We start from the raw sequence: 18732 nt of genomic DNA on the forward strand, positions 1-18732 counted from the left end.
CGGACCTCATTTCTTCCTCAACGCGGGATTGCGGCGGACTTGCAGCAGATCGCCGAGCAGCCCGAAGGACGCGGCGGTGACGGCGATAGCCAGGCCCGGAGCCAGGGCCACCCACCAGGCGGTGGCGATGTAGCCCTTCGCGCCCGAGATCATGGCACCCCACTCGGCGCTGGGCGGTTGGGCGCCGACGCCGATGAACGACAGCCCCGCCAGCAGCAGCACCGTGAACCCGATGTCGCCCGCCCACTTGACCAGCAGCGCGTCCAGCGAGTTCGGCAGGACGTGGCGCAGCATCAGCCGGGTCCGGGACACCCCGAGCACGCGAGCCCCGGCGACGAACGGCATCGCCATGGTCTCGTGCATCACCCCGCGCAACAGCCGCGCGGTCATCGGCCAGCCGGCCAGGACCATCGCGATGATCGCGCTCTTGAGGCTCGGCCCCATCGCGGCGGCGAAGCCGAGGGCCACGACCATCCCGGGCAGCGCCAACGCGATGTCGGTGACCCGCATCAGCACCTCGTCCAGCCACCGGCCGCCCACGGTGGCCAGCACCGCGACCAGGCAACCGATGGCCGAATAGCTGACCACCACGAGCATCGCGGCCAGCAGCGTTTCGCGAGCCCCGGCCACCAGCCGCCAGAGCACGTCCCGGCCCTGGTCGTCGGTGCCGAACCAGTGCGCCGCGCTGGGCGGTTGCAGGGCTTCCAGCACGTTGGAGCGGAACGCCGACTCGGGCGCCAGCAGCGGCCCCAGCAGCGCGGTGGCCACGACCAGGCACACCAACGCGATCACGATCGCGTCGAGCGTGCTCCACCTGGTCGACCGCGTCGACCTGATGAGTTGCGGCACGGTACTCACCCGCCCATCCGGGTCGAGCGCAGCCGCGGATCCCGCACGAGCTGCACCACATCGGTCACAAGGTTAGCGAGCACGACGAGCACACCGATCGCCGTCACCGTGCCCAGCACCGCGAAGATGTCCCGCTGCTCCACCGCGTTCTGCAGGTAGGCGCCGACACCGGACAGCCCGAAGATCGACTCGACCAGCACCGCGGAGCCGACCAGGATGCCGACCTCGATGCCGGTGAGCGTCAGCACCGGACCCATCGCATTCGGCACCGCGTGCCCGCGCACCAACCGCCGCATCGGCACCCCTTTGGCCCTGGCGACGGTGATGTGCTCGCGGGCGAGCACGGTCAGCAATTCCGCGCGCAACAACCGGAACAGCTGCGCAGCGACCGGGACGGCCAGCACCGAGGCGGGCAGCACGAAGTGCTGGAGCGCGTCGTAGAACGCGTAGAGGTCACCGGCCAGCAACGCGTCGAGCATCGCCATGCCCGTGCGCGTCGGAACCTCGACGCCCGCGGAGAACCGGCCGGAGATCGGCAGCATCTCCAGCTTGGTGCCGAGCAGCCACTGCAGCAGCAACCCCAGCCAGAAGGTCGGCAGCCCAGCGGTGATGACGACCAGGATCCGGCTGACCGCGTCGGTGGCCGCCCCGTGCCGCAGCGCCGCGAACGTCGCGGCAGGCAACGCCACCAACAGCGCCAGCAGCAGCGCGAGCACCACCAACTCGGCCGTCGCGGGCAGCACCGCGAGCACATCGCTGAGCACCGGGTGCCGGGTCGCCGTGGAAGTGCCGAGATCGCCGTGCACGAGCCGGCCCAGGTAGCGGAAGTACTGCACGATCGCCGGGGCGTCGAGACCGAGCTGCGCGCGGGTCCGCTCGACCTGCGCCGGGGTGGCGCCGTCACCGGCCGCTACCTGCGCCTCGTCGCCCGGGATCAGCTTGATCATCGCGAACACCAGCGTGACCAGCCCGAGCACCGTCAGCAGCGCGGTGCCCAGCCGGCGCGCCAGCAACCAGATCGCCTGTCGTGATCCGCTCATCGGGCGCCTCCCGCCGACAGCCGCAGGTCCGGCACCGACACCCCGGACCCGACCGTCGCCGGGCGCACCCCGGACACCCGGTTCGCGAAGCCGATCGACTTCTCCAGTGTGTACATGGGCAGGGTGATCGCCTGGCGGTCGATCAGCTCCTGCGCCCGCAGGTAGCTCGGGCATGCCTGCTCGGCGGTGGGACTGGCCAGGGCCTGCTGCAGCAACGCGTCCAGCTCGGGATCGGCGTAGCCGGAGCGGTTGGTGCCCACCGACTCGGAGTGGTAGCCCCGCACCAGCAGCGCGCCCGGATCGGGGAACTGGGCGAACTCCTCCAGCAACATCATCTGCGGGATCTTCGACCGGTCCGACAGCCGGCTCAGGTAGTCGGCGAAGGCGATCGGTTCGAGGTTGAGCGTCACCCCGATCTCGGCCAGGTTCGACTGCAGCAGCGTCGCCTCCTGCTTCCACACCGTCGACGACGGCTGGAAGCTCATGGTCAGCGTCAGCTTGCCGATGCCCGCCCGGTCCAGGACCCGCCGCGCCTCCGCGAGGTCGCGATGCGCCGGCGGCAGGCCCGGGCGGCACGACATCGTGTTGGGCAGCGGCCCCGCGGCGACGGATCCCGCGCCGCCGCGGAAGGCCCGCAGCGCGCCCTGGTAGTCGTAGGCCAGCTGAATCGCCTTGCGCACCGCGGGATTCGTGGTCGGCCCGTCGACCATGTTGAACACCACCACCGATTCCAGATTGGTCGGGGAGGTGCGGACGGTGACCCCGTCGATGCCGTCCAGGGTGGCCGCGTCGGTCGCGGTCAGGGTGGTGGCCACGTCGAGGTTGCCCGCGCGCAGTTCGTCGCGTTGCGTGGCGCTCTCGGTGATCAGCCGGAACGAGAGCTCGTCGGGCCGGGCCGGGTCGAACTCCCAGTAGCCGGGGTGGCGGTGGATGCCGAAGGTGTCGCCCTGCCGCGCCTCGGTGAGCCGGAACGGGCCGCTGCCCGCGTCGTTGGCGGACAGCCAGCTCTGCGCGTCGTCGGTTCCCTCGTTGCGCCGCACCAGGGCGGAGTTGAGGATGTAGATCTTGCTGAGCCCGCCGAGGATCAGCGAATTCGGCTTGGTCAGCCGGATCGTCAGGTGCCCGGCGTCGCGGACCTCGGTGCCCGCGTACCCGGTCAGGTAGGTCGCCGCGCCCCGGGCCAGCCGCGCCGTCCGGTCCAATGTGTACGCGACGTCGGCCGCGGTCAGCGGGGTCCCGTCGTGGAACGTGACGCCCTCGCGCAGCGTGATGTCGACGGCGGTGGCGTCGGGGGACAGCGCGAAGCCCGACGCGAGCCGGCCCACCAGGCGCTGGTCGGCGTCGTAGGTGACCACCGTGTCGTAGAGGCCCTGCAGCACCACGTTGGCCTGCTGGTACTCGACGTTGATCGGATCCAGCGAATTGATCTTGTTGTTGTAGGCGACGACGATGTTCCGCCCGTTTCCCGCCGTGGCGCCCGCCCGGCCCCCGGCCGTGCACGCCCCGGCCGTGGTGGCGGCCAACGCGAGGGTCACCACCACCGCGGCGAGGCGCCGCGGCCTCGATCTCGCTCCGCTACCGGCCACCTGGGCTCCTTTCGCGAAGGCTCCGAGTGTACGCTCTACGTACATTCGACCGCATCGCGTACAAACTAGCCCGTGCGTAGTTGCCGATGCAATGGGGCGACGAGGTGGTTACCGACCCGAAACGCGCCCGGCTCGCCTTCGACCAGCACCAGGAGATCGAAATCCTTCCAAAGTGGACGTTCGTCGTGGTATCGGAGCGGAGCCGAGGGCGATCAGGCCACTGGGGATGCGGTGCCGGAGATCAGGTGTCCGTCGGCTAGCGAGGGTTACGCGCGGCAGACGACCGCGCGCCGCGCCGGGCGGTGCGGTGACAGTCGGTGGCCTGGGCAAGGATCTACAGGCATGAACTACCAGGACCGCGTCCGCGCCCACGTTGAGGAACTCCGCTCCACTCCATCCCGGACGTCGTTATCCGCACCTGCGAGACCGGATCGGGCCCGCCCCGGGAGCTCTCGGTCGACGACGCCGCGCTGATCGGCTCCGCCTGGGGCGACGACGCCGTCGAGGGCGTCCTCGACGGCCTGCGGGCCCACGGCACCGAACCCGCCGGCGGGGGACAACGCCGAACTCCTCACCAATAGAAGGCGCCACCCTCGTCGACCTCTACGACGTCGATGAGTACGTCACCCCGGCCGTGGCCGAGCTGACCCAGTTCTTCAACCAGAACCTGACCACCGCACAACCACATCGCGATCGTGGTGGTCGCAACGGATGCAAGCCGCTGCGACTGCTCGGGATGTCCAGGAACGTCTCAAATGGACGCCTCGCCCGGACGAGGAGCGCTCAGCTTTCGAACGCTTCGGAGACGTCGTCGACGAGCATGTCACCCACGTTGCGACGAGGAGAGGGCACCGACGGTGCACCGTGCCCGATCCGCAGCAGCGCACGCGGGACCACGTTCCCACCGAGCATCCGCTGGAGCTCTTCACGCGTCTCCGGCACCTCGACGACCTCGGAGATCATCGAGGCGACCAGGCCCTGCGCGGTCGTGGTCAGCCACAACCGTTGCAAAGCCTGCCCAGCCTGCAGGTCCGCCTCCCGGCCGCTGTGCCGGGTGCACAACACGACCAGCAGCGGATGAGACTCGAACTCCGTTCCCGGCGACCGCTCGGTGCGCCCCGCGGTGAAATCGCGGTGCACCCACTGGTCCTTCGGCTCCGGTTTGGGCCCCGCAGCCGACACCGGCACGCCCTCGGTGGTGTCATCGGTGCGCCCCGTCCAAGCCGCCATCTCGGTCCGGAAACGCGCATCGGCCATCTGCGCTCGATGCGCGCGGTGCACCAGACCCTCAAGCGCGCCGTGCTCGCCTGGCTGGACGATATGCAGCCACGCTTGCTCCTCATGGGCAGCACGCATCAGCAAGTGCCGGTCCGCTGTGGACACCGGGATGTTCCGGAACGGCTGCCGATGGCTGTGCCGCTCTGTGATCGCCTCGTAGCACCGCAGGTTGGCCGGGCGCTGATCCGCTTGGCCACCGCTGCGCACCTCGGCCAACGTGGTGGCGGCCGCCAAGCGCGGAAGCAGGGTCACCACCGGCCGGATGCCCGCCTGTTCCAGAGCGAGTCGCAGGTTGAACAGCGCCGCCCCGCACGCCAGCCGCAATTCCCGGTCCTCCGGATCGGCGACCGGCAGGTGCCGCTTCGGATCCGCGTGCAGTTCGATCAGGTGGGGCAGGACCCGGAAGCGCCACGGCTGGCTGTTGTGCAGCGACGGAGCCATCCCGGCCAGCCGGACGACCTGCTCCGTCTGGCTGGATGTCAGCCCGAAGGCAGCGGGGAACGTTCGCATGCACGACTCCTCACCCTCGATGCTGTCACTGTGACCGCTCGGAGTCCGCCGAGCGAGGGTCCAAGTGCCTTCGAACAGCACCGGAGCCACGAGTGACGAAGTGCCCTTGATCCCCGTCGCCCGTGGCATCCGGCGCATCCGACCTGCACCGACTGGGCACGAAGTCCTCCAGGAACGCCCGACTTGTGCGGTTCTGGAAGGGCCTTACGGTCGGTCAGGGGGAAGGAGACGAGCATGCGCAAGGCCAACATCGTGGGCGTCGACGGGTCCGAGGCGGCGCTGAACGCCGTGCGGTGGGCTGCGGCCGACGCCGCGTTGCACCGCGTGCCATTGCGGTTGATCTCGGTCGGAGCGGAGTCACTGCCGGACAAGGCGCGTGTGGCCGAGGAATCCGCACGGCGCCGTTGGCTGGCCGTGGCCGCTCAGCAGGTCGACGAGGTCGCGCCAGGCGTCGAGACGACGTCGGAACTGCGCCGAGGCGCCCCGCACGCCGTTCTCGTCGAGGAATCCGCACAGGCCCGCCGGGTGATCGTGGGGATCCGGGGCCTCGGTGAAGGCGGGGGCATGATGGTCGGCTCCACGGCCGAGACGGTCGCCATGCACGCCGAGTGCCCGGTGGTCGTAGTGCGTGCTCGCGACGTCGAACCGGCAGATCCGGGGCCGATTCTCGTCGGCGTCGACGGGTCCCGCGTCGGCGAGGCCGCCGTTGCCGCGGCCTTCGAGGAGGCATCGGTGCGCCACGCGCCGCTGGTGGCCGTGCACGTCTGGATGGACGTCGAAGTCGAGCCCTGGCTCGCCCGCGACGACGACCAGGAATGGGAGGCGATCAACGAGGCCGAGCGAGCGGTGCTCGCCGAGCGCCTCGCCGGGTGGCGGGAGAAGTACCCGGACGTCGAGGTGCATCGCGTGGTGGAACGGGACCGTCCGGTCCGATACCTGGTCGGACACGGCAGGGAGGCCCAGCTGATCGTCGTGGGCAGCAGGGGGAGAGGCGGCATGACCGGCATGCTGCTGGGCTCGACCAGCCGCGCCCTACTGCACATGGCCCCGTGCCCGGTCCTGATCGCCCGCTCCGCGGCGTGACCTCTGCGGACGATAGAGGGGCGATGCGGCGGGGAAGGGCAGCCTACGCACCGACCGCGCTCTGAGTGCACGGGGAGGGGACTGGGGCCGACCTCGTAGGGGCAGGGGATAAGTCTTTCCAGCAGACGAAGGGGAAGCGAGCTGCCAGAAGTGACCGAGGGCAGCGGCATCCAGGAGCGAATGTGCGTGGAGTAGCAACAAGTCCCGGGCGGCGCGAGCAAGGACCTTCGACATGCCTTCTCTTTCTCCATTTGATGGATAATGAACGTTATCCATCAAATGGAGACGTGGCGAGAGGAGAGAGCCGGAGCCCTTCCCGGGGGATAGCTGGTCGCTCGCCCAGGCCGATCGGCTCTCTCGTGGTCCGCACGTTCAACGGCTCCGCATCGGCACGCCACACGTCTTGCCGTCCGGCCGAATCATCAGGCCAGATCGTTCCACATGGCGCGCCCGGCTCGGCCCGCCGCGAATCATGTGGATCATGATCCGGCGGATTGCTTCGATGATGCTGCGCAGATGGACGTCCCGTTCCGCCTACCTGGTTTTGTCACTGTGACGTTAATAGGTAGAGGAACGGAGGCCCGGTAGATCAAGCCGGATGGGCGACCGGAGGGCCTTCGTCTGCATCCGACACCATGAGCCGGCCAAGCTCGGCACGCCACCTCGGCTCACGACGCAATCCCATGGTCGACATCGCACTGCGCCTGACACACCGCCGGCCGGCGCCGACGAGCCAGCCGGCCGTCAGGCGCCGGTTGCCAATCACGCCATCCGGCTCGTCGGCACTGACGTCGAAGTCAGATGCAACATGGCGCGAAAACCCGACAAACAGGCCCTTCTGGTCGCCATCTCCGCAGGTCGATCAAACGCCGATAATGTACATTATGTTAAGTAATGCATTCGCGAGGCGCTCCGACCACCACCCCGGCCTCCGGCCACGTCCCGGTCGCGCTATCGCCCGACCTGACTGCACACCGAGTCCGCCCATGCTCATCGACGCTCCGGCATCCCGAGCGACGGGAAGGCGGCTCCTGGCTCGGAATGCACGCTGTGGTCGCGCACCCGCGAGTCTGACTCGCCAGTTGTGCGCCAGCGAGAAATCTGCGCCGGACCGCCGGCCGCCTCTCCCCTCGGCGTCCTGTCCTAGATCAACATCGCAGAGATAGACGCATCGCAATGGGTTGATGGCTTGTGCGACGGAGTCGCCCCACTCCCCTTGTCTCCGAAGTCGAATCGTGCCGCCGGATCCGGAAATCCGTTGGGCGCGAACAACTTTCACGTGAGTTGGTCACTCAACACCGCTGTGTCCTCCCATCAGTGGCTATGCCGAGGGAAACGGCCTTGCACGGACGACCATTCCTCCCGCCGCACCGGATGATGAGTGCCGAACCAATTCGCTTCGCAGCAGGTCTGCTCGTACGTCTGGAGGCATCGGTGGCAGTTCTGTGCAGACCGGCGGTTGCGGTTCCCGAGCACGTCATCACCGTGGAGGAAACTCTTGAGCACGCCCGTCGAGTCCACGGCGATCACCCGCAACTCCCCCTCGCCCTGCGGTTGATCAGCAACACCGGGGTCCGCAAGCGCCACCTCATCCGGCCGATCTCCGAGACGTTGCAGCATCCGGGGTTCGAGGTGCGCAACAGGATCTACGAGGAGCAGGCCAAGCTGCGCGTGCCGGCCGTCGTGTCCCGGGCGCTGGCCAATTCCGGGTTGCGCGCCGAGGACATCGACCTGCTGGTGTACGTGTCGTGCACCGGGTTCATGATGCCGTCGATGACGTCGTGGCTGATCAACTCGATGGGGTTCCGCCACGACACGCGGCAGCTGCCGATCGCGCAGCTCGGGTGCGCTGCGGGTGGTGCGGCGATCAACCGCGCGCACGACTTCTGCACCGCCTATCCCGACTTGAACGCGTTGATCGTGGCCTGCGAGTTCTGCTCGCTGTGCTACCAGCCCGACGACCACGACATCGGTTCGTTGCTGTCGAACGGGTTGTTCGGCGATGCCGTCGCGGCCGCCGTGGTGCGGGGTTCCGGTGGTAGCGGGGTTCTGCTGGAGCGCAATGCCGCGGCGATGATCCCGGACACCGAGGACTGGATTTCCTACCAGGTGAAGGCCACCGGCTTCCACTTCCGGTTGGACAAGCGGGTGCCGACGACGATGGAGCCGCTGGCACCGGCGTTGCGTGCGTTGGCGGATCGGCATCGGTGGGATGTCTCGGGGCTGGACTTCTACATCATCCATGCCGGTGGGCCGCGGATCCTCGACGATCTGACGAAGTTCTTGGGGGTGCCGCCGGTGGCGTTCCGGTACAGCCGGGCGACGCTCACCGAGTACGGGAACATCGCCAGCGGCGTCGTGCTCGATGCGTTGTTGCGGATGTTCGACGAGGGTTCGGTGCCCGATCGGGCGCGTGGGGTGATCGCTGGTTTCGGCCCGGGCATCAGTGCGGAGATGGCCGTCGGCAGTTGGGTTTCGGGGCCGGAGCCGACGATCGTGCGTCCCCGGGGTGAGCAGGTGGAGGTTGCGCGTCCGTTGGGAGGTCGCTGATGTCGGATCGGTGTCCGGTGCGGGGCTACGTGCCGCCGAACATCGCCGGGGTGGGGTTCGATCCGGATCTGGCCGCGTTCTTGCGGGACGAGCCGGTGGCGCGGATCCGGATGCAGTTCGGGTGGGGTGAGGCGTGGCTGGTGACGCGGTACGAGGACGTCAAGTTCGTGACCTCGGATCCGAGGTTCAGCCGGGCGGCGATCGCGGGCCGGCCGTTCCCGCGGATGACGAAGCACATCATCCCGTTGGACCGGGCGGTGAGCTATGCGGATCCGCCGGGGCATGCGCGGATCCGGCGGGTGGCGGCGAAGGTCTTCGCGCAGCGCAACGTCGAGCGGTTGCGGGCACGTGCCGAGCAGGTGGTGGCCGAGCGGATTGCGGCGTTGGTCAGCGCGGGGCCGCCGGCCGATCTGGTGGAGCACGTGGTGGCGCCCTTTCCGATGGCGATGATCGGTGAGGTCGTGGGTGTTCCGGAGGACGATCGGCCGTGGTTGATGTGGTGCGCGGAGACGTTGTTCAGCATGGCGCGCGACGAGTCGGAGGTGGCTCGCAACGGTCGGATCAAGGACGAGTTGTACGCGTACTTCCACAAGTTGGTGGCGCGGCGCCGTCGGGAGTCGGGTGATGATCTGCTGACGGTGCTGGGTGATGCGCGTGATCGTGGCGAGATCGATGACGAGGAGCTGGGCGCGCTGGTGGTGCTGGTGTCGCTGAACGGGTGGCACGCGGTTCGCCACAACAGTTCGAACATGGTGTACGTGCTGTTGACGGAGCCGGGTTTGCGGGATCGGTTGGTGGCCGAGCCGGGGCTGGTTCCGCATGCGGTGGAGGAGCTGCTGCGTTTCATCCCGCACAAGCGCGGTGTCGGGCAGCCGCGGGTGGCCACCGAGGACGTGGTGATCCGGGGTGTTCGGATTCGGGCCGGGGACGTCGTGCACGTCTCGTACGTGACGGCGAACTGGGATCCGGAGGTCTTCCCGGAGCCGGAGCGGTTCGATCTGGGGCGTGCGGAGATTCCGCACGTGGCGTTCGGGCATGGCCCGCATTACTGCGTGGGGCCGTTGTTGGCGCGGATGGAGTCGCAGGTGCTGCTGGGTGGTTTGGTGGAGCGTCTCCCCCGGCTTCGGTTGGCGGTGCCGCCGGAGGAGGTCCGGTGGCGGCAGGACGTGATGATCCGCGGTCCGGTCGGTCTGCCGGTGACCTGGTGATTCGGGGAAGGTTCAGCGCTGATGCAGGGTTTGGTCGTTCCGCCTGGTGGTGGGAAGCGGATCGTGACGGGTGCGCAGGACGTGACGTTCAAGGTCACGGGGGCGCATTCGTCGGCGGCGTCGAGTTTCGAGGTCGTGGTGCCGCCGGGTTTCGACGTCGGTGCGCATGTGCACGCCCGCAGCGAGGAGTTGTTCTACGTGCTGGAGGGTGAGCTGGAGCTGTTGGCGTTCGAGCCGGTCGTGCGTGGTGGGGGCGACTGGTCCGAGTGGGAGGGCGAGTCGGGGCAGCGGGTTTGTCGTGCTGGTCCGGGCAGTGTCATGTTCGTGCCGCCGGGGTGTCCGCATGCGTTCGCCAATCGTGGTGAGGTTGCGGCGCGGATGTTCTTCCAGTCGTCGCCGCCGTCGCATCACGAGCGGTACTTCGAGGAGTTGTTGGAGATCCTGGAGGCTCCGGGTGGCGTGGATGATGTGGCGGTGGCGGAGTTGCGGCGGCGGCATGACATCGAGCAGTTGACGCCGTTGCGGTTCGATGCGTGAGGTGTTGTTAGGCGTCGGGTAGTGCTTCGCCGGTTTCCAGCAGGGTTTTGAGGCTGGAGAGCAGGGCGGGCCAGCCTTGGGTGATCATGGTGAGCACGGTGCTGTCCGGTTCGAAGCCGTCGTGGATCACGGTGAGTTTGACGATGTCGCCGAGGGGTTCGATCTCGAAGGTGACCTTCGATCGGGGTTCGGCGGCGATCGTGGTGAGCGTGTCGTGGTCGATGCCGCTGCCTTCGGCCCATTGCGGGGTGAAGGTGTGCCAGGTGTAGGCGAGCTTGCGGTGGGGTTCGGCTTCGAGGACGACCTGGGCGGGGTCGGTGATCGTGGTGCCGGGTACGTGCCAGGTCATGGTGGAGCCGGGTTGCCAGTCGGTGTCGATGGTCAGGCCCCAGTAGCGGCGGGTGAAGGCGGGGTCGGTGAGGGCTTGCCAGAGCCGTTGCGGCGTGGTGTTGATGTAGGTCGTGTAGACGAATTCTGGGTTGTTCACGGGTTGCTCCAGTGCGGTTTTGAGGTCTGCGAGTGCGCGGATGCGTTGTCGGTCGTACTGGTCGATCCAGCGTTCGGTGAGGGCGTTGATGGGTTCGGCGTTGAGGTAGTGGAGTTTTTCGCGGCCGCGTCGGACGGTGGTGACGAGGTTGGCGGCTTCGAGCACTGCGAGGTGCTTGCTCACGGATTGCCGGGCCATGTCGAGGCCGCTGCACAGTTCGCGCAGGGTTTGGCCGTTGTGGGCGTTCAGGTTGTCGAGCAGTTGGCGACGGTTGGGGTCGGCCAGTGCTTTGAACACGTCGTCCATTTCACCTACCAAAGCGCAGTCGGTTGGCTGCGTGAATATAGGCAGCCAACCGGCTGCATGTCAAAGGGTGGCCAGTTAGGCTCCCGGTATGGCTGTGGTGCTGGTGCACGGCAGTTTCCTGGGGCCCTGGTCGTGGCGCGATGTCGTCGCAGACCTGGAGGGCGTGGGGATCGGGTGCTCGGTCGCGGATCTGCCCAGCGGGTTCGGCGGCGTCCGCGATGCGGCCGGCGATCTGCACGACGACGCCGCCCAGGTGCGGGAGCTCCTGGACGCGGTGACCGAGCAGGTGGTGCTGTGCGGGCATTCCTACGGCGGTGCGGTGATCACGGAGGCGGCGGCCGGGCATCCGGCAGTGCGGCGGTTGGTGTACCTCGCCGGCGCGATGCCCGATGCCGGGCAGAGCCTGACCGATCTCGCTCCCCCGCCTGTTGTTGGGCCCGGGGCGCGGGAGGCGGTGCGGTGGCGTGTGGACGGCTTGCTGGAGCTGACCGCGGATTCCGCGCGGGAGGCGTTGTTCCACGACTGCTCCGCAGCGCGGGCCGAGGAGGCGATTTCGTTGCTGCGACCCAGTAACCCGGTGATCGGTGCGCAGGGTGTGCGGGCGGCGGCGTGGCGGGAGGTGTCGGTGACCTTCGTGCGGGGCGCGGCCGACCGGATGCCGGAGCTGGTGTCGGGTTCGGTCGAGTGGGACGCGGTCGAGGTCGTGGAGTTGCCGACCGGGCACTGCCCCAACTGGTCCCGGCCGGATCTGGTCGCCGCCCTGCTGGCCGATCTGGCGGGGTCGCTGTGACGACGGCTGTGGTGTCGTGCGTGCTCGGACGCACGACACCACAGCGGGTCAGTCCTGCACGGCCATCTCGCCGAGCAGCGACCAGTCCTGCTGGTCCACGGTCGCGTTGACGATCCGCGGGGTCTCGGCGAGGTGCGGCGGCAGGGTTTGCCGGGCCTTCTCGAAGTGTTCGGACTGGACGTGCGCGGCGCCGGCCTGGTCGTCGCGGAAGGCTTCGACCAGGACGTACTCGTTCGGGTCGTCGAGGCTGCGGGACCAGCCGAACCACAGGCAGCCGGGTTCGGCGCGGGTCGCCCGGGTGAATTCGGCTGCGATCTCCGGCCACCGGTCGGCGTGTTCGGGCCGGATGCGGAACTTGGCGGTGATGAAGATCATCGCGGGTACTCCTTCGGGCGTCGTGGTGCTCGGCTTCCACCGGGCTCGATGATCCTAAGGAACCGCACGCGGGGCGATTCGGGCTGGTCGGCTTCGATTCAGCCCAGGCCGAGGCGTTGCGCGTAGTGCTCGCGCAGCTGCTCGGTGCGGTCGGCGGGCCAGGGGCAGCGGATGTCGCCGTGCAGGGCCGCGAACACGATCTCGAAGTAGACCTGCCATGCCGCCAGGAGGGTGGCCTGTTCGGCGGCCTGTGCGGCGGGCACGGTGTGGGTGAACGTGAGGCGGGTGCCGATCGGGTGCTGGTCGCGGAGCTGGAACCGGACGGTGCCGCCTGGTTGCCAGGCGTATTCCAGGGCGTTCGGGGCTTCGACGCTGGTGAGTGCGCCGGCCTCGCCGTAGCCGTGGGTGCTTTCCAGCGGAGGCCGGGTGCCTGCGGTGGGGTTGCTGTCGCCGGTGATGAGCGCCCAGACCGCGTGGGGTGGTTGGACGAAGTCGCGTTCGAAGCGGATCTCGTGGCCGTTGTCGGTCTCGTGCAGTTCGCCTTCGCCGAGGCCGAACTGCTCGATGTAGGCCTCGGCGCGTTCGAACCAGGTCTGCATGGAGAACTCGGCGGTCGTGCCGGTGAGCCGGGCGGCGAGGCCGTCGAGGCAGGCGTCCCAGCCGGCGGCGTGGCGGGCGGTCGACGGGCGGTCGCTGTCGGGGCCGTGCAGCGCGTGGCTGAACACCAGCAGGCAGCCTTCGGGGCGCGGGAGCAGTTCGCAGCGGATGACGTCGGTGTCCCAGCGGAAGGCGAAGACCTTCGGCGGGTCGGCTTCGAGGATCTCCCCCTCGTCGGCGGTGTCGGAGCCTTCGAAGGTGAAGCGCATCTTGGCGCCCGGGACGGGATGGTCGAAGTCGATGCGGGCCGGGAACCAGTGGGTCAGCTCGGCGGGGTCGGCGATGGCGCGCCACACCTTCTCCGGCGGGTGGTGCAGCAGGCGTTGCAGGCGCAGGACGGGGCGGTCGCCGATCATCGTGACGGACGTGTCGGTGTTCATGGCTGGGTATCCTCCGGGTCGGGCATGGCGTCGAGGTGGCGTTGCAGGGCGTCGAGGCGTTCGTGCCACATCTGCCGGTAGGGCGCCAGCCAGGCGTCGATCTCGGCCAGTGGCTCGGGACGCAGCCGGTACCAGCGGCGTTGGGCGTCCTGGCGGACTTCGACCAGGCCTGCTTCGCGCAGCACCTTGAGGTGCTTGGACACCGTGGGCTGGCTCAGCGGGAGGTGGTCGACGAGGTCGCCGACGGCTCGTTCGCCGGTGCGCAGCAGGTCGAGGATGTCCCGGCGGTGCGGTTCGGCCAGGACTTCGAAGGTACTTGCCACCCCGTCAATATAGCCGAGTGGAAATATGCCCGCGAATCCGGCCGATCAGGCCGTGAGCACGGCCTGGGTCTGGGTGGTGTGCCCGATGCGGCGCCCGTCGACGTCCAGCAGCTCCGTCTGCACCGCGATGTTCGTGCGGCCCACGTGCAGCGGGCGGCTGACCGCGTGCAGAGCACCCTCGCGCAGCGCGCGGAAGAAGTTCGTCTTCGATTCGATCGTGGCGGTGTGCGCGCCCTCGGGGAGGTTGAGGAACGCGCAGATCGCGCCGATCGAATCGGCCAGCGCCATGACCGCTCCCCCGTGCAGCACTCCCCCCGCCGTGCAGCGCTGCGGTGCCCAGTCCAGGTGCCCGCGGACCTCCTCGGCGCTCGCGGAGTCGATCTGCACACCCAGCGACACCGCGAACGGCATGAGCGCGACGAGCTGCTGGTGGTCGATGGCGGTCATGAGCTCTCCTCCGCGAGGATCCGGGTCGCGGCGGCGACCAGTTCGGCGTTGTCGGCGGCGACCTGCCCGTCGGGCAGCAGCAGGGTGTCTTCCAGGCCGATGCGGGTCGCGAGCCCACGGCGGGCGGCGACGGTCAGCACCGGCCACGCACCCGCTGCCTCGCCGTGCAGCAGGATCGGTGTCGCCGCCGGCCGCAACCGCTCCAGCAGGGCTTCGGCGGTCGCCGGGGCGCCGCGCGCGGTCAGGTCGGTGATCTCGGCCAACACCCGCAGGACCCGGCCGCGGTGCGGGGAACGCAGGAACTGGTGGTCGCCGTCGGTGCCGGAGTAGATGCCCGCCTCGACGCCGATACCGCGCTCCAGCAGCACGGCCGCGACGTCGTCCGCGCCGGGCTCGTGCCAGTTCACCGAGGCGTGATCGGGCAGCACCGTCCACGCCCGGATGGCCCGGATCCGGTCGGCCGGGTCGGGCGCGGTCCAGGCGCCGGTGGTGACGCCGACCGCGATGCCGGGTGCCGCGGCCCGCACCGCGCGCAACGCGGCGGCGACCGCGTGCGGGTCGAGGCTGTCGGTCCCGTCGGGCGCCTTGGGGTGCAGGTGGATGTCGGTGGCGCCGGCGGTGATGCTGTCCGCGGCGGCCTTGGCCAGTTCCTCGGGCCGCACGGGCAGGTGGAAGTGCTCGCGCGGCGAGCGGGCGCCGTTGAGGCAGACCTGCAACATGCGCTGATTCTCCCCTGCGCCGGCAGGGGTGCGGAAGCTGACGACCCCGTTTCGTGATCATCGTGAGCGCGACAATCCGCCCGGATCGGTGATTGCGGCGCCTGTACTAGCGTGGTGGCCGTGGTGTTGAGCAACCGGATCCTGCGGGGCGTGGCCGCCGGCGAGATCACCCTGGCGTTCCAGCGCTGGCCCAGCCCGCTGGCGCGGGCCGGCTCGCGGTTGCACACCGCGGTCGGGGTGATCGGTGTCGACGAGGTCGCCGAGGTCGATCCGGCCCAGATCACCGATGCCGACGCCCACCGCGCCGGCTTCGCCTCCGCCGCCGGTCTCCGGTCCTCTTTGGACAAGCACGGCCGCGGCGCGGTCTACCGCCTCGCCCTCAGCTACGCGGGCTCCGCGCCCCAGCTGCCGCCGGAACCGGTGGAGCTGCGTCCCCGCGAGCGCGCCGAGATCGACCGGCGATTGGCGCGGCTGGATGTCGCCTCCCCGCGCGGGCCGTGGACCAAGGCCGTCCTGGAGGTGCTGCGGCGGCGGCCCGGGCTTCGGGCCGCCGAACTCGCCGCCGACCAGGGGCGGCCGGTGTCCCGCTGCAAATCCGATGTGTGGCAGTTGCGCGAGCTCGGCCTCGTCGAGCCCCAGGAGTCGGGCTTCCGGCTGTCCTCACGCGGGCAGTCCTACCTAGACGGTCCCACCTGAACGAGGAGCACGTCCTGATCCATCAGACCCGCCCCGCCGACATCTTCGCCGATGCCGGAACCGCGCTGTGCGCGGCGATCCGGGCCTACAGCAGCGGTGATGCCACCACCGCGCACAGCGCGGCCGAACAGGCCCGTGCCCTGGACCCGGACAGCGAACTGGCGCGGCTGCTGGCCGTGATCACCGCGGGCGGCGATGCCGCGGGCGTCTACGACTCCCCCGCGGCATTCCGGGCGTTCATCCGCGGCGGCGGCAACATTGGCCTCTACGAGGCCACCTCCGGCGCGCTGCGCGAGCTCTATCAGCGGCACCGGCCTCAGCGGCTGCTCGACATCGGTACCGGCGACGGGATGGCGCTGCTGCCCGCGCTCACCGAGCACAGCCCCGCCGTCGGGGTCGTCGAGCCCAGTGCCGCGCTGCTGGCCGAGACCACCGCCGAGCTGACCCGACGCGGTATCCCGCACCTCGCGTGGCCGTGCACCGCCCAGGACTTCACCGCCACCCACACCCGGCGCTGGGACCTGGTGCAGTCCACCTTCGCGCTGCAATCCCTGCCCGAGGCCGACAAGGCCCGGGTGCTGCGCTGGATCGCCGCGCACACCGACCGGTTCGTGCTGGTGGAGTTCGACGTCCCGGAGGTCGCCTCGGTGTGGGAACCCGCGTGGTTCCGCGACTGCCTGGCCCGGCTGGAGCGCGGCCTGCGCGAGTACGACGACGACCGCGATCTCGTCGGCGCCGGGTTCATCCTGCCGGTGATCCTCGGCAAGTTCGGCACCGCCGCGCCCGCCAACTACGAGCTGGCCGTCGAGGCTTGGGAAGCGCTGCTGCGCGAGGCTGGGTTCGCCGGGATCACCACCCGGCGGCTGGCCGACTACTGGTGGCGGCCGGCGTTCCTGGTCGAGGCGGTCACCGGGGCCGGATGATGCCGCGCTGCAAGGCCGTGGTGATCGCCGCGGTGCGGTTGTCCACGCCGAGCTTGTCGTAGATGTGCACCAGGTGCGTCTTCACGGTCGCCTCGCTGATGAACAGCGCCTTCGACAGCGCCCGGTTGGACCGGCCCTGGGCCAGCAGCTGCAGGATCTCCACCTCGCGCGGGCTCAGCGCGGGCTGCGGGCGGCGCAGGTGACCGAGCAGTCGTGCCGCCACGCCGGGTGCCAGCGCCGTCTGACCTGACGCCGCCAGCCACACCGCCTGGCACAGCTCCTCCGGCGGGGCGTCCTTGAGCATGTAGCCGGTGGCGCCGGCTTCCACGGCGGTGAGGATGTCGGCGTCGGAGTCGTAGGTGGTCAGCACCAGCACGGGCGGGCCACCCTCGGCGGTGATGCGGCGGGTGGCCGTGACGCCGTCCATGCCGGTGGGCATCTGCAGGTCCATCAGCACGATGTCCACCTCGGTGCCGGCCAGCACGTCCAGCGCGGCCTGCCCGTCGGCGGCCTCGGCCACCACCGTCATGTCCGGCCGGTCGTCGAACATCGCCCGCAGCCCGCGCCGGACCACCGGATGATCGTCGACGAGCAGGATGCGCAACGATTCGGCCATCACCGGATCTCCTCGTCGGTCAGGGGCAGCCGGATGGCCACCGCGGTGCCGTCACCGGGCGCGGACTCCACCGCGAGCCGCCCGCCCAGCGCGCCGATGCGTTCCCGCAGCGCGATCAGCCCGTATCCGCTGCCATCCGGTGCGGGCCGGACCGCGGCCGGGTCGAAGCCGGCGCCGTCGTCGTAGATGTCGAGGGTGACCTCCGTGTCGAGGAAACCGAGCGTGACCACCGCGGTGCGGGCGCGGGCGTGGCGGACGACGTTGCCGAGGCTGGCCTGCGCCGCGCGCAGCAGCGCCACCTCGTAGCCGGACGGCAGCTGCACGGGCACGCCATCGGTCTGGAAACGGCAGTGGATGCCCGATTCCCTCGCGGTGTCCTCGCACAGCCGCTGCAGTGCCTGCGGCAGTCCCGCACCGGTCAGCGACGGTGGTCGCAGGTCCCGCACGAAGCGGCGGGCCTCGTCGAGGTTGTCCGCCGCCGTGCGCTGCGCCTCGACGATGCGGGCGCGGGCTTTGTCCGCCTGCGGCGGCAGCGCCGAGTCCGCCGCGCGCAGCAGCAGCACGATGCTCGACAGGCCCTGGGCGAGGGTGTCGTGGATTTCCCTGGCCAGCCGTTCGCGCTCGGCGGCCACCCCGGCCTGGTGCTGCGACGACGCCAGCTCCGCGCGGGTGCGGGTCAGGTCGTCGATGAGGGCTTGCCTGCGCTGGCTCTCGGCGTAGATCGCCGAGTAGCCCCAGGTGATCACCACGGCCACCCCCGCCCCGACGACCGGGCCCAGCACCATGCCCACGCTCCAGGTCCCGGCGTGCCAGCCCTGGGCCGAGACGACCAGGGCGGTGACCACCACGACCGCGACCAGCGCGTGCCGCCCGCGCAGCAGGTGCAGGTGCAGGAAGAACAGCGGGAACGCCAGCCACGAGAAGTCCGGGCTGATCACCAGCAGGCCCGCCCACACCGCGGTGACCGCCGCCAGCCACGTCATCGCCAGCCACCGCCGGTGCAGGGCGTGGCGCACGGCCGCGCCTGCGGCGTACACGGCGGTGAGCAGCACCGCGCCGGCCACCGCCAGCCAGCCGGTCGGGCCGGCGGGGTGGGTGAGGAACACCCGCGCCGTGGCGATGCCCAGCAGCAGCAGGAATCCCGCGTGGAACACCAGCCGCATCAACCGCAGGATCGCCACCGGGCCGGGACCGGCGGGCAACGACGTTTCGGACACTGTGGACACCTTAAGGCCTGCGGGTGGACGGGGCGGACGGTGCTCGCCAGGGTCCTTTCTAGACATCGCGGCCGGGGCGCGGCATCGATCGTTCGGTTGAGATCGGGGTGCACCGCGCGGCAGGCGCGGAATCAATCCGTGCGGCGATGGCAGCG

The 18732-nt window shown here is 69.8% G+C and carries 19 protein-coding genes; 7 read left to right on the plus strand and 12 right to left on the minus strand.

The features are described from left to right. Window positions 1-6: 6 nt before the first annotated feature. From AC07FN_RS24845 to AC07FN_RS24860, 4 genes are all read right to left on the minus strand, one after another. A complete protein-coding gene (locus tag AC07FN_RS24845; protein WP_478397781.1) occupies window positions 7-858 on the minus strand; it encodes an ABC transporter permease in 852 nt (283 codons plus the stop codon). Continuing rightward, window positions 855-1889 (minus strand): ABC transporter permease, encoded by a 1035-nt coding sequence (locus AC07FN_RS24850; protein ID WP_478397782.1) that lies wholly within the window; start codon window positions 1887-1889, stop codon window positions 855-857. Before AC07FN_RS24850 ends, AC07FN_RS24845 begins: the two co-directional genes overlap by 4 nt. Beyond that, the gene (locus tag AC07FN_RS24855; RefSeq protein WP_478397783.1) at window positions 1886-3475 is read right to left on the minus strand and encodes an ABC transporter substrate-binding protein; all 1590 of its coding nucleotides are present in this window, start codon (window positions 3473-3475) and stop codon (window positions 1886-1888) included. Before AC07FN_RS24855 ends, AC07FN_RS24850 begins: the two co-directional genes overlap by 4 nt. Before the next feature lie 783 nt (window positions 3476-4258). After that, the gene (locus AC07FN_RS24860) at window positions 4259-5263 is read right to left on the minus strand and encodes an Acg family FMN-binding oxidoreductase (protein WP_478397784.1); all 1005 of its coding nucleotides are present in this window, start codon (window positions 5261-5263) and stop codon (window positions 4259-4261) included. A 234-nt stretch (window positions 5264-5497) separates the two neighbouring features. Between AC07FN_RS24860 and AC07FN_RS24865 the strand changes: the two genes are divergently transcribed. From AC07FN_RS24865 to AC07FN_RS24880, 4 genes are all read left to right on the plus strand, one after another. Further along, a complete protein-coding gene (locus tag AC07FN_RS24865) occupies window positions 5498-6346 on the plus strand; it encodes a universal stress protein (protein WP_478397785.1) in 849 nt (282 codons plus the stop codon). Between the two features lie 1434 nt (window positions 6347-7780). Next, window positions 7781-8896, plus strand: coding sequence for a type III polyketide synthase (locus tag AC07FN_RS24870; protein ID WP_478397786.1), 1116 nt, complete (start codon window positions 7781-7783; stop codon window positions 8894-8896). Further along, window positions 8896-10104, plus strand: a complete 1209-nt coding sequence (locus tag AC07FN_RS24875; RefSeq protein ID WP_478397787.1) for a cytochrome P450 — start codon at window positions 8896-8898, stop codon at window positions 10102-10104. Before AC07FN_RS24870 ends, AC07FN_RS24875 begins: the two co-directional genes overlap by 1 nt. A gap of 21 nt (window positions 10105-10125) precedes the next feature. Continuing rightward, window positions 10126-10641 carry a cupin domain-containing protein gene (locus AC07FN_RS24880; RefSeq protein WP_478397788.1) on the plus strand — a complete coding sequence of 172 codons (516 nt, stop codon included), beginning with the start codon at window positions 10126-10128 and terminating at the stop codon, window positions 10639-10641. 7 nt (window positions 10642-10648) lie between these two features. Here the strand turns inward: AC07FN_RS24880 and AC07FN_RS24885 are convergent, their stop codons facing one another. Further along, window positions 10649-11434 carry an ArsR/SmtB family transcription factor gene (locus tag AC07FN_RS24885; protein ID WP_478397789.1) on the minus strand — a complete coding sequence of 262 codons (786 nt, stop codon included), beginning with the start codon at window positions 11432-11434 and terminating at the stop codon, window positions 10649-10651. 88 nt (window positions 11435-11522) lie between these two features. On the opposite strand from AC07FN_RS24885, the gene AC07FN_RS24890 reads away from it, so the two are divergent. Then, window positions 11523-12224, plus strand: a complete 702-nt coding sequence (locus AC07FN_RS24890; RefSeq protein WP_478397790.1) for an alpha/beta fold hydrolase — start codon at window positions 11523-11525, stop codon at window positions 12222-12224. Between the two features lie 48 nt (window positions 12225-12272). Here the strand turns inward: AC07FN_RS24890 and AC07FN_RS24895 are convergent, their stop codons facing one another. The 5 genes from AC07FN_RS24895 to AC07FN_RS24915 all read right to left on the minus strand — a co-directional run bounded on the left by AC07FN_RS24895 (window position 12273) and on the right by AC07FN_RS24915 (window position 15125). After that, on the minus strand, window positions 12273-12599 hold the full coding sequence (locus AC07FN_RS24895) for a putative quinol monooxygenase (protein WP_478397791.1): 327 nt from the start codon (window positions 12597-12599) through the stop codon (window positions 12273-12275). Window positions 12600-12697: 98 nt separating this feature from the next. Beyond that, on the minus strand, window positions 12698-13636 hold the full coding sequence (locus tag AC07FN_RS24900) for an SRPBCC family protein (RefSeq protein WP_478397792.1): 939 nt from the start codon (window positions 13634-13636) through the stop codon (window positions 12698-12700). After that, a complete protein-coding gene (locus tag AC07FN_RS24905) occupies window positions 13633-13959 on the minus strand; it encodes an ArsR/SmtB family transcription factor (protein WP_358578012.1) in 327 nt (108 codons plus the stop codon). Before AC07FN_RS24905 ends, AC07FN_RS24900 begins: the two co-directional genes overlap by 4 nt. 45 nt (window positions 13960-14004) lie before the next feature. Further along, a complete protein-coding gene (locus AC07FN_RS24910; protein WP_478397793.1) occupies window positions 14005-14406 on the minus strand; it encodes a PaaI family thioesterase in 402 nt (133 codons plus the stop codon). After that, window positions 14403-15125 (minus strand): 3-keto-5-aminohexanoate cleavage protein, encoded by a 723-nt coding sequence (locus AC07FN_RS24915; RefSeq protein ID WP_478397794.1) that lies wholly within the window; start codon window positions 15123-15125, stop codon window positions 14403-14405. The genes AC07FN_RS24910 and AC07FN_RS24915 overlap by 4 nt, the downstream gene beginning before the upstream one ends. 120 nt (window positions 15126-15245) lie before the next feature. Between AC07FN_RS24915 and AC07FN_RS24920 the strand changes: the two genes are divergently transcribed. Beyond that, on the plus strand, window positions 15246-15821 hold the full coding sequence (locus AC07FN_RS24920; protein ID WP_478397795.1) for a hypothetical protein: 576 nt from the start codon (window positions 15246-15248) through the stop codon (window positions 15819-15821). Then, window positions 15728-16744, plus strand: a complete 1017-nt coding sequence (locus tag AC07FN_RS24925; RefSeq protein WP_478397796.1) for a methyltransferase domain-containing protein — start codon at window positions 15728-15730, stop codon at window positions 16742-16744. Before AC07FN_RS24920 ends, AC07FN_RS24925 begins: the two co-directional genes overlap by 94 nt. Here AC07FN_RS24925 and AC07FN_RS24930 read toward each other — a convergent pair. Further along, entirely contained in the window at window positions 16728-17360 is a 633-nt protein-coding gene (locus tag AC07FN_RS24930; RefSeq protein ID WP_478397797.1) for a response regulator, read from the minus strand. The two genes, AC07FN_RS24925 and AC07FN_RS24930, sit on opposite strands and share 17 nt — an antisense overlap. After that, a complete protein-coding gene (locus AC07FN_RS24935) occupies window positions 17360-18577 on the minus strand; it encodes a sensor histidine kinase (RefSeq protein ID WP_478397798.1) in 1218 nt (405 codons plus the stop codon). The genes AC07FN_RS24930 and AC07FN_RS24935 overlap by 1 nt, the downstream gene beginning before the upstream one ends. Window positions 18578-18732: the final 155 nt, after the last annotated feature.

The organism is Saccharopolyspora sp. NPDC045941 (assembly GCF_056431445.1).

What these genes read in the sequence shown, in the direction of transcription:
- AC07FN_RS24850 (WP_478397782.1), bottom strand. Translation starts at nt 1,889, where the DNA reads ATGAGCGGATCACGACAGGCGATCTGGTTGCTGGCGCGCCGGCTGGGC.
- AC07FN_RS24860 (WP_478397784.1), bottom strand. Translation starts at nt 5,263, where the DNA reads ATGCGAACGTTCCCCGCTGCCTTCGGGCTGACATCCAGCCAGACGGAG.
- AC07FN_RS24865 (WP_478397785.1), top strand. Translation starts at nt 5,498, where the DNA reads ATGCGCAAGGCCAACATCGTGGGCGTCGACGGGTCCGAGGCGGCGCTG.
- AC07FN_RS24875 (WP_478397787.1), top strand. Translation starts at nt 8,896, where the DNA reads ATGTCGGATCGGTGTCCGGTGCGGGGCTACGTGCCGCCGAACATCGCC.
- AC07FN_RS24880 (WP_478397788.1), top strand. Translation starts at nt 10,126, where the DNA reads ATGCAGGGTTTGGTCGTTCCGCCTGGTGGTGGGAAGCGGATCGTGACG.
- AC07FN_RS24885 (WP_478397789.1), bottom strand. Translation starts at nt 11,434, where the DNA reads ATGGACGACGTGTTCAAAGCACTGGCCGACCCCAACCGTCGCCAACTG.
- AC07FN_RS24890 (WP_478397790.1), top strand. Translation starts at nt 11,523, where the DNA reads ATGGCTGTGGTGCTGGTGCACGGCAGTTTCCTGGGGCCCTGGTCGTGG.
- AC07FN_RS24895 (WP_478397791.1), bottom strand. Translation starts at nt 12,599, where the DNA reads ATGATCTTCATCACCGCCAAGTTCCGCATCCGGCCCGAACACGCCGAC.
- AC07FN_RS24900 (WP_478397792.1), bottom strand. Translation starts at nt 13,636, where the DNA reads ATGAACACCGACACGTCCGTCACGATGATCGGCGACCGCCCCGTCCTG.
- AC07FN_RS24910 (WP_478397793.1), bottom strand. Translation starts at nt 14,406, where the DNA reads ATGACCGCCATCGACCACCAGCAGCTCGTCGCGCTCATGCCGTTCGCG.
- AC07FN_RS24915 (WP_478397794.1), bottom strand. Translation starts at nt 15,125, where the DNA reads ATGTTGCAGGTCTGCCTCAACGGCGCCCGCTCGCCGCGCGAGCACTTC.
- AC07FN_RS24930 (WP_478397797.1), bottom strand. Translation starts at nt 17,360, where the DNA reads ATGGCCGAATCGTTGCGCATCCTGCTCGTCGACGATCATCCGGTGGTC.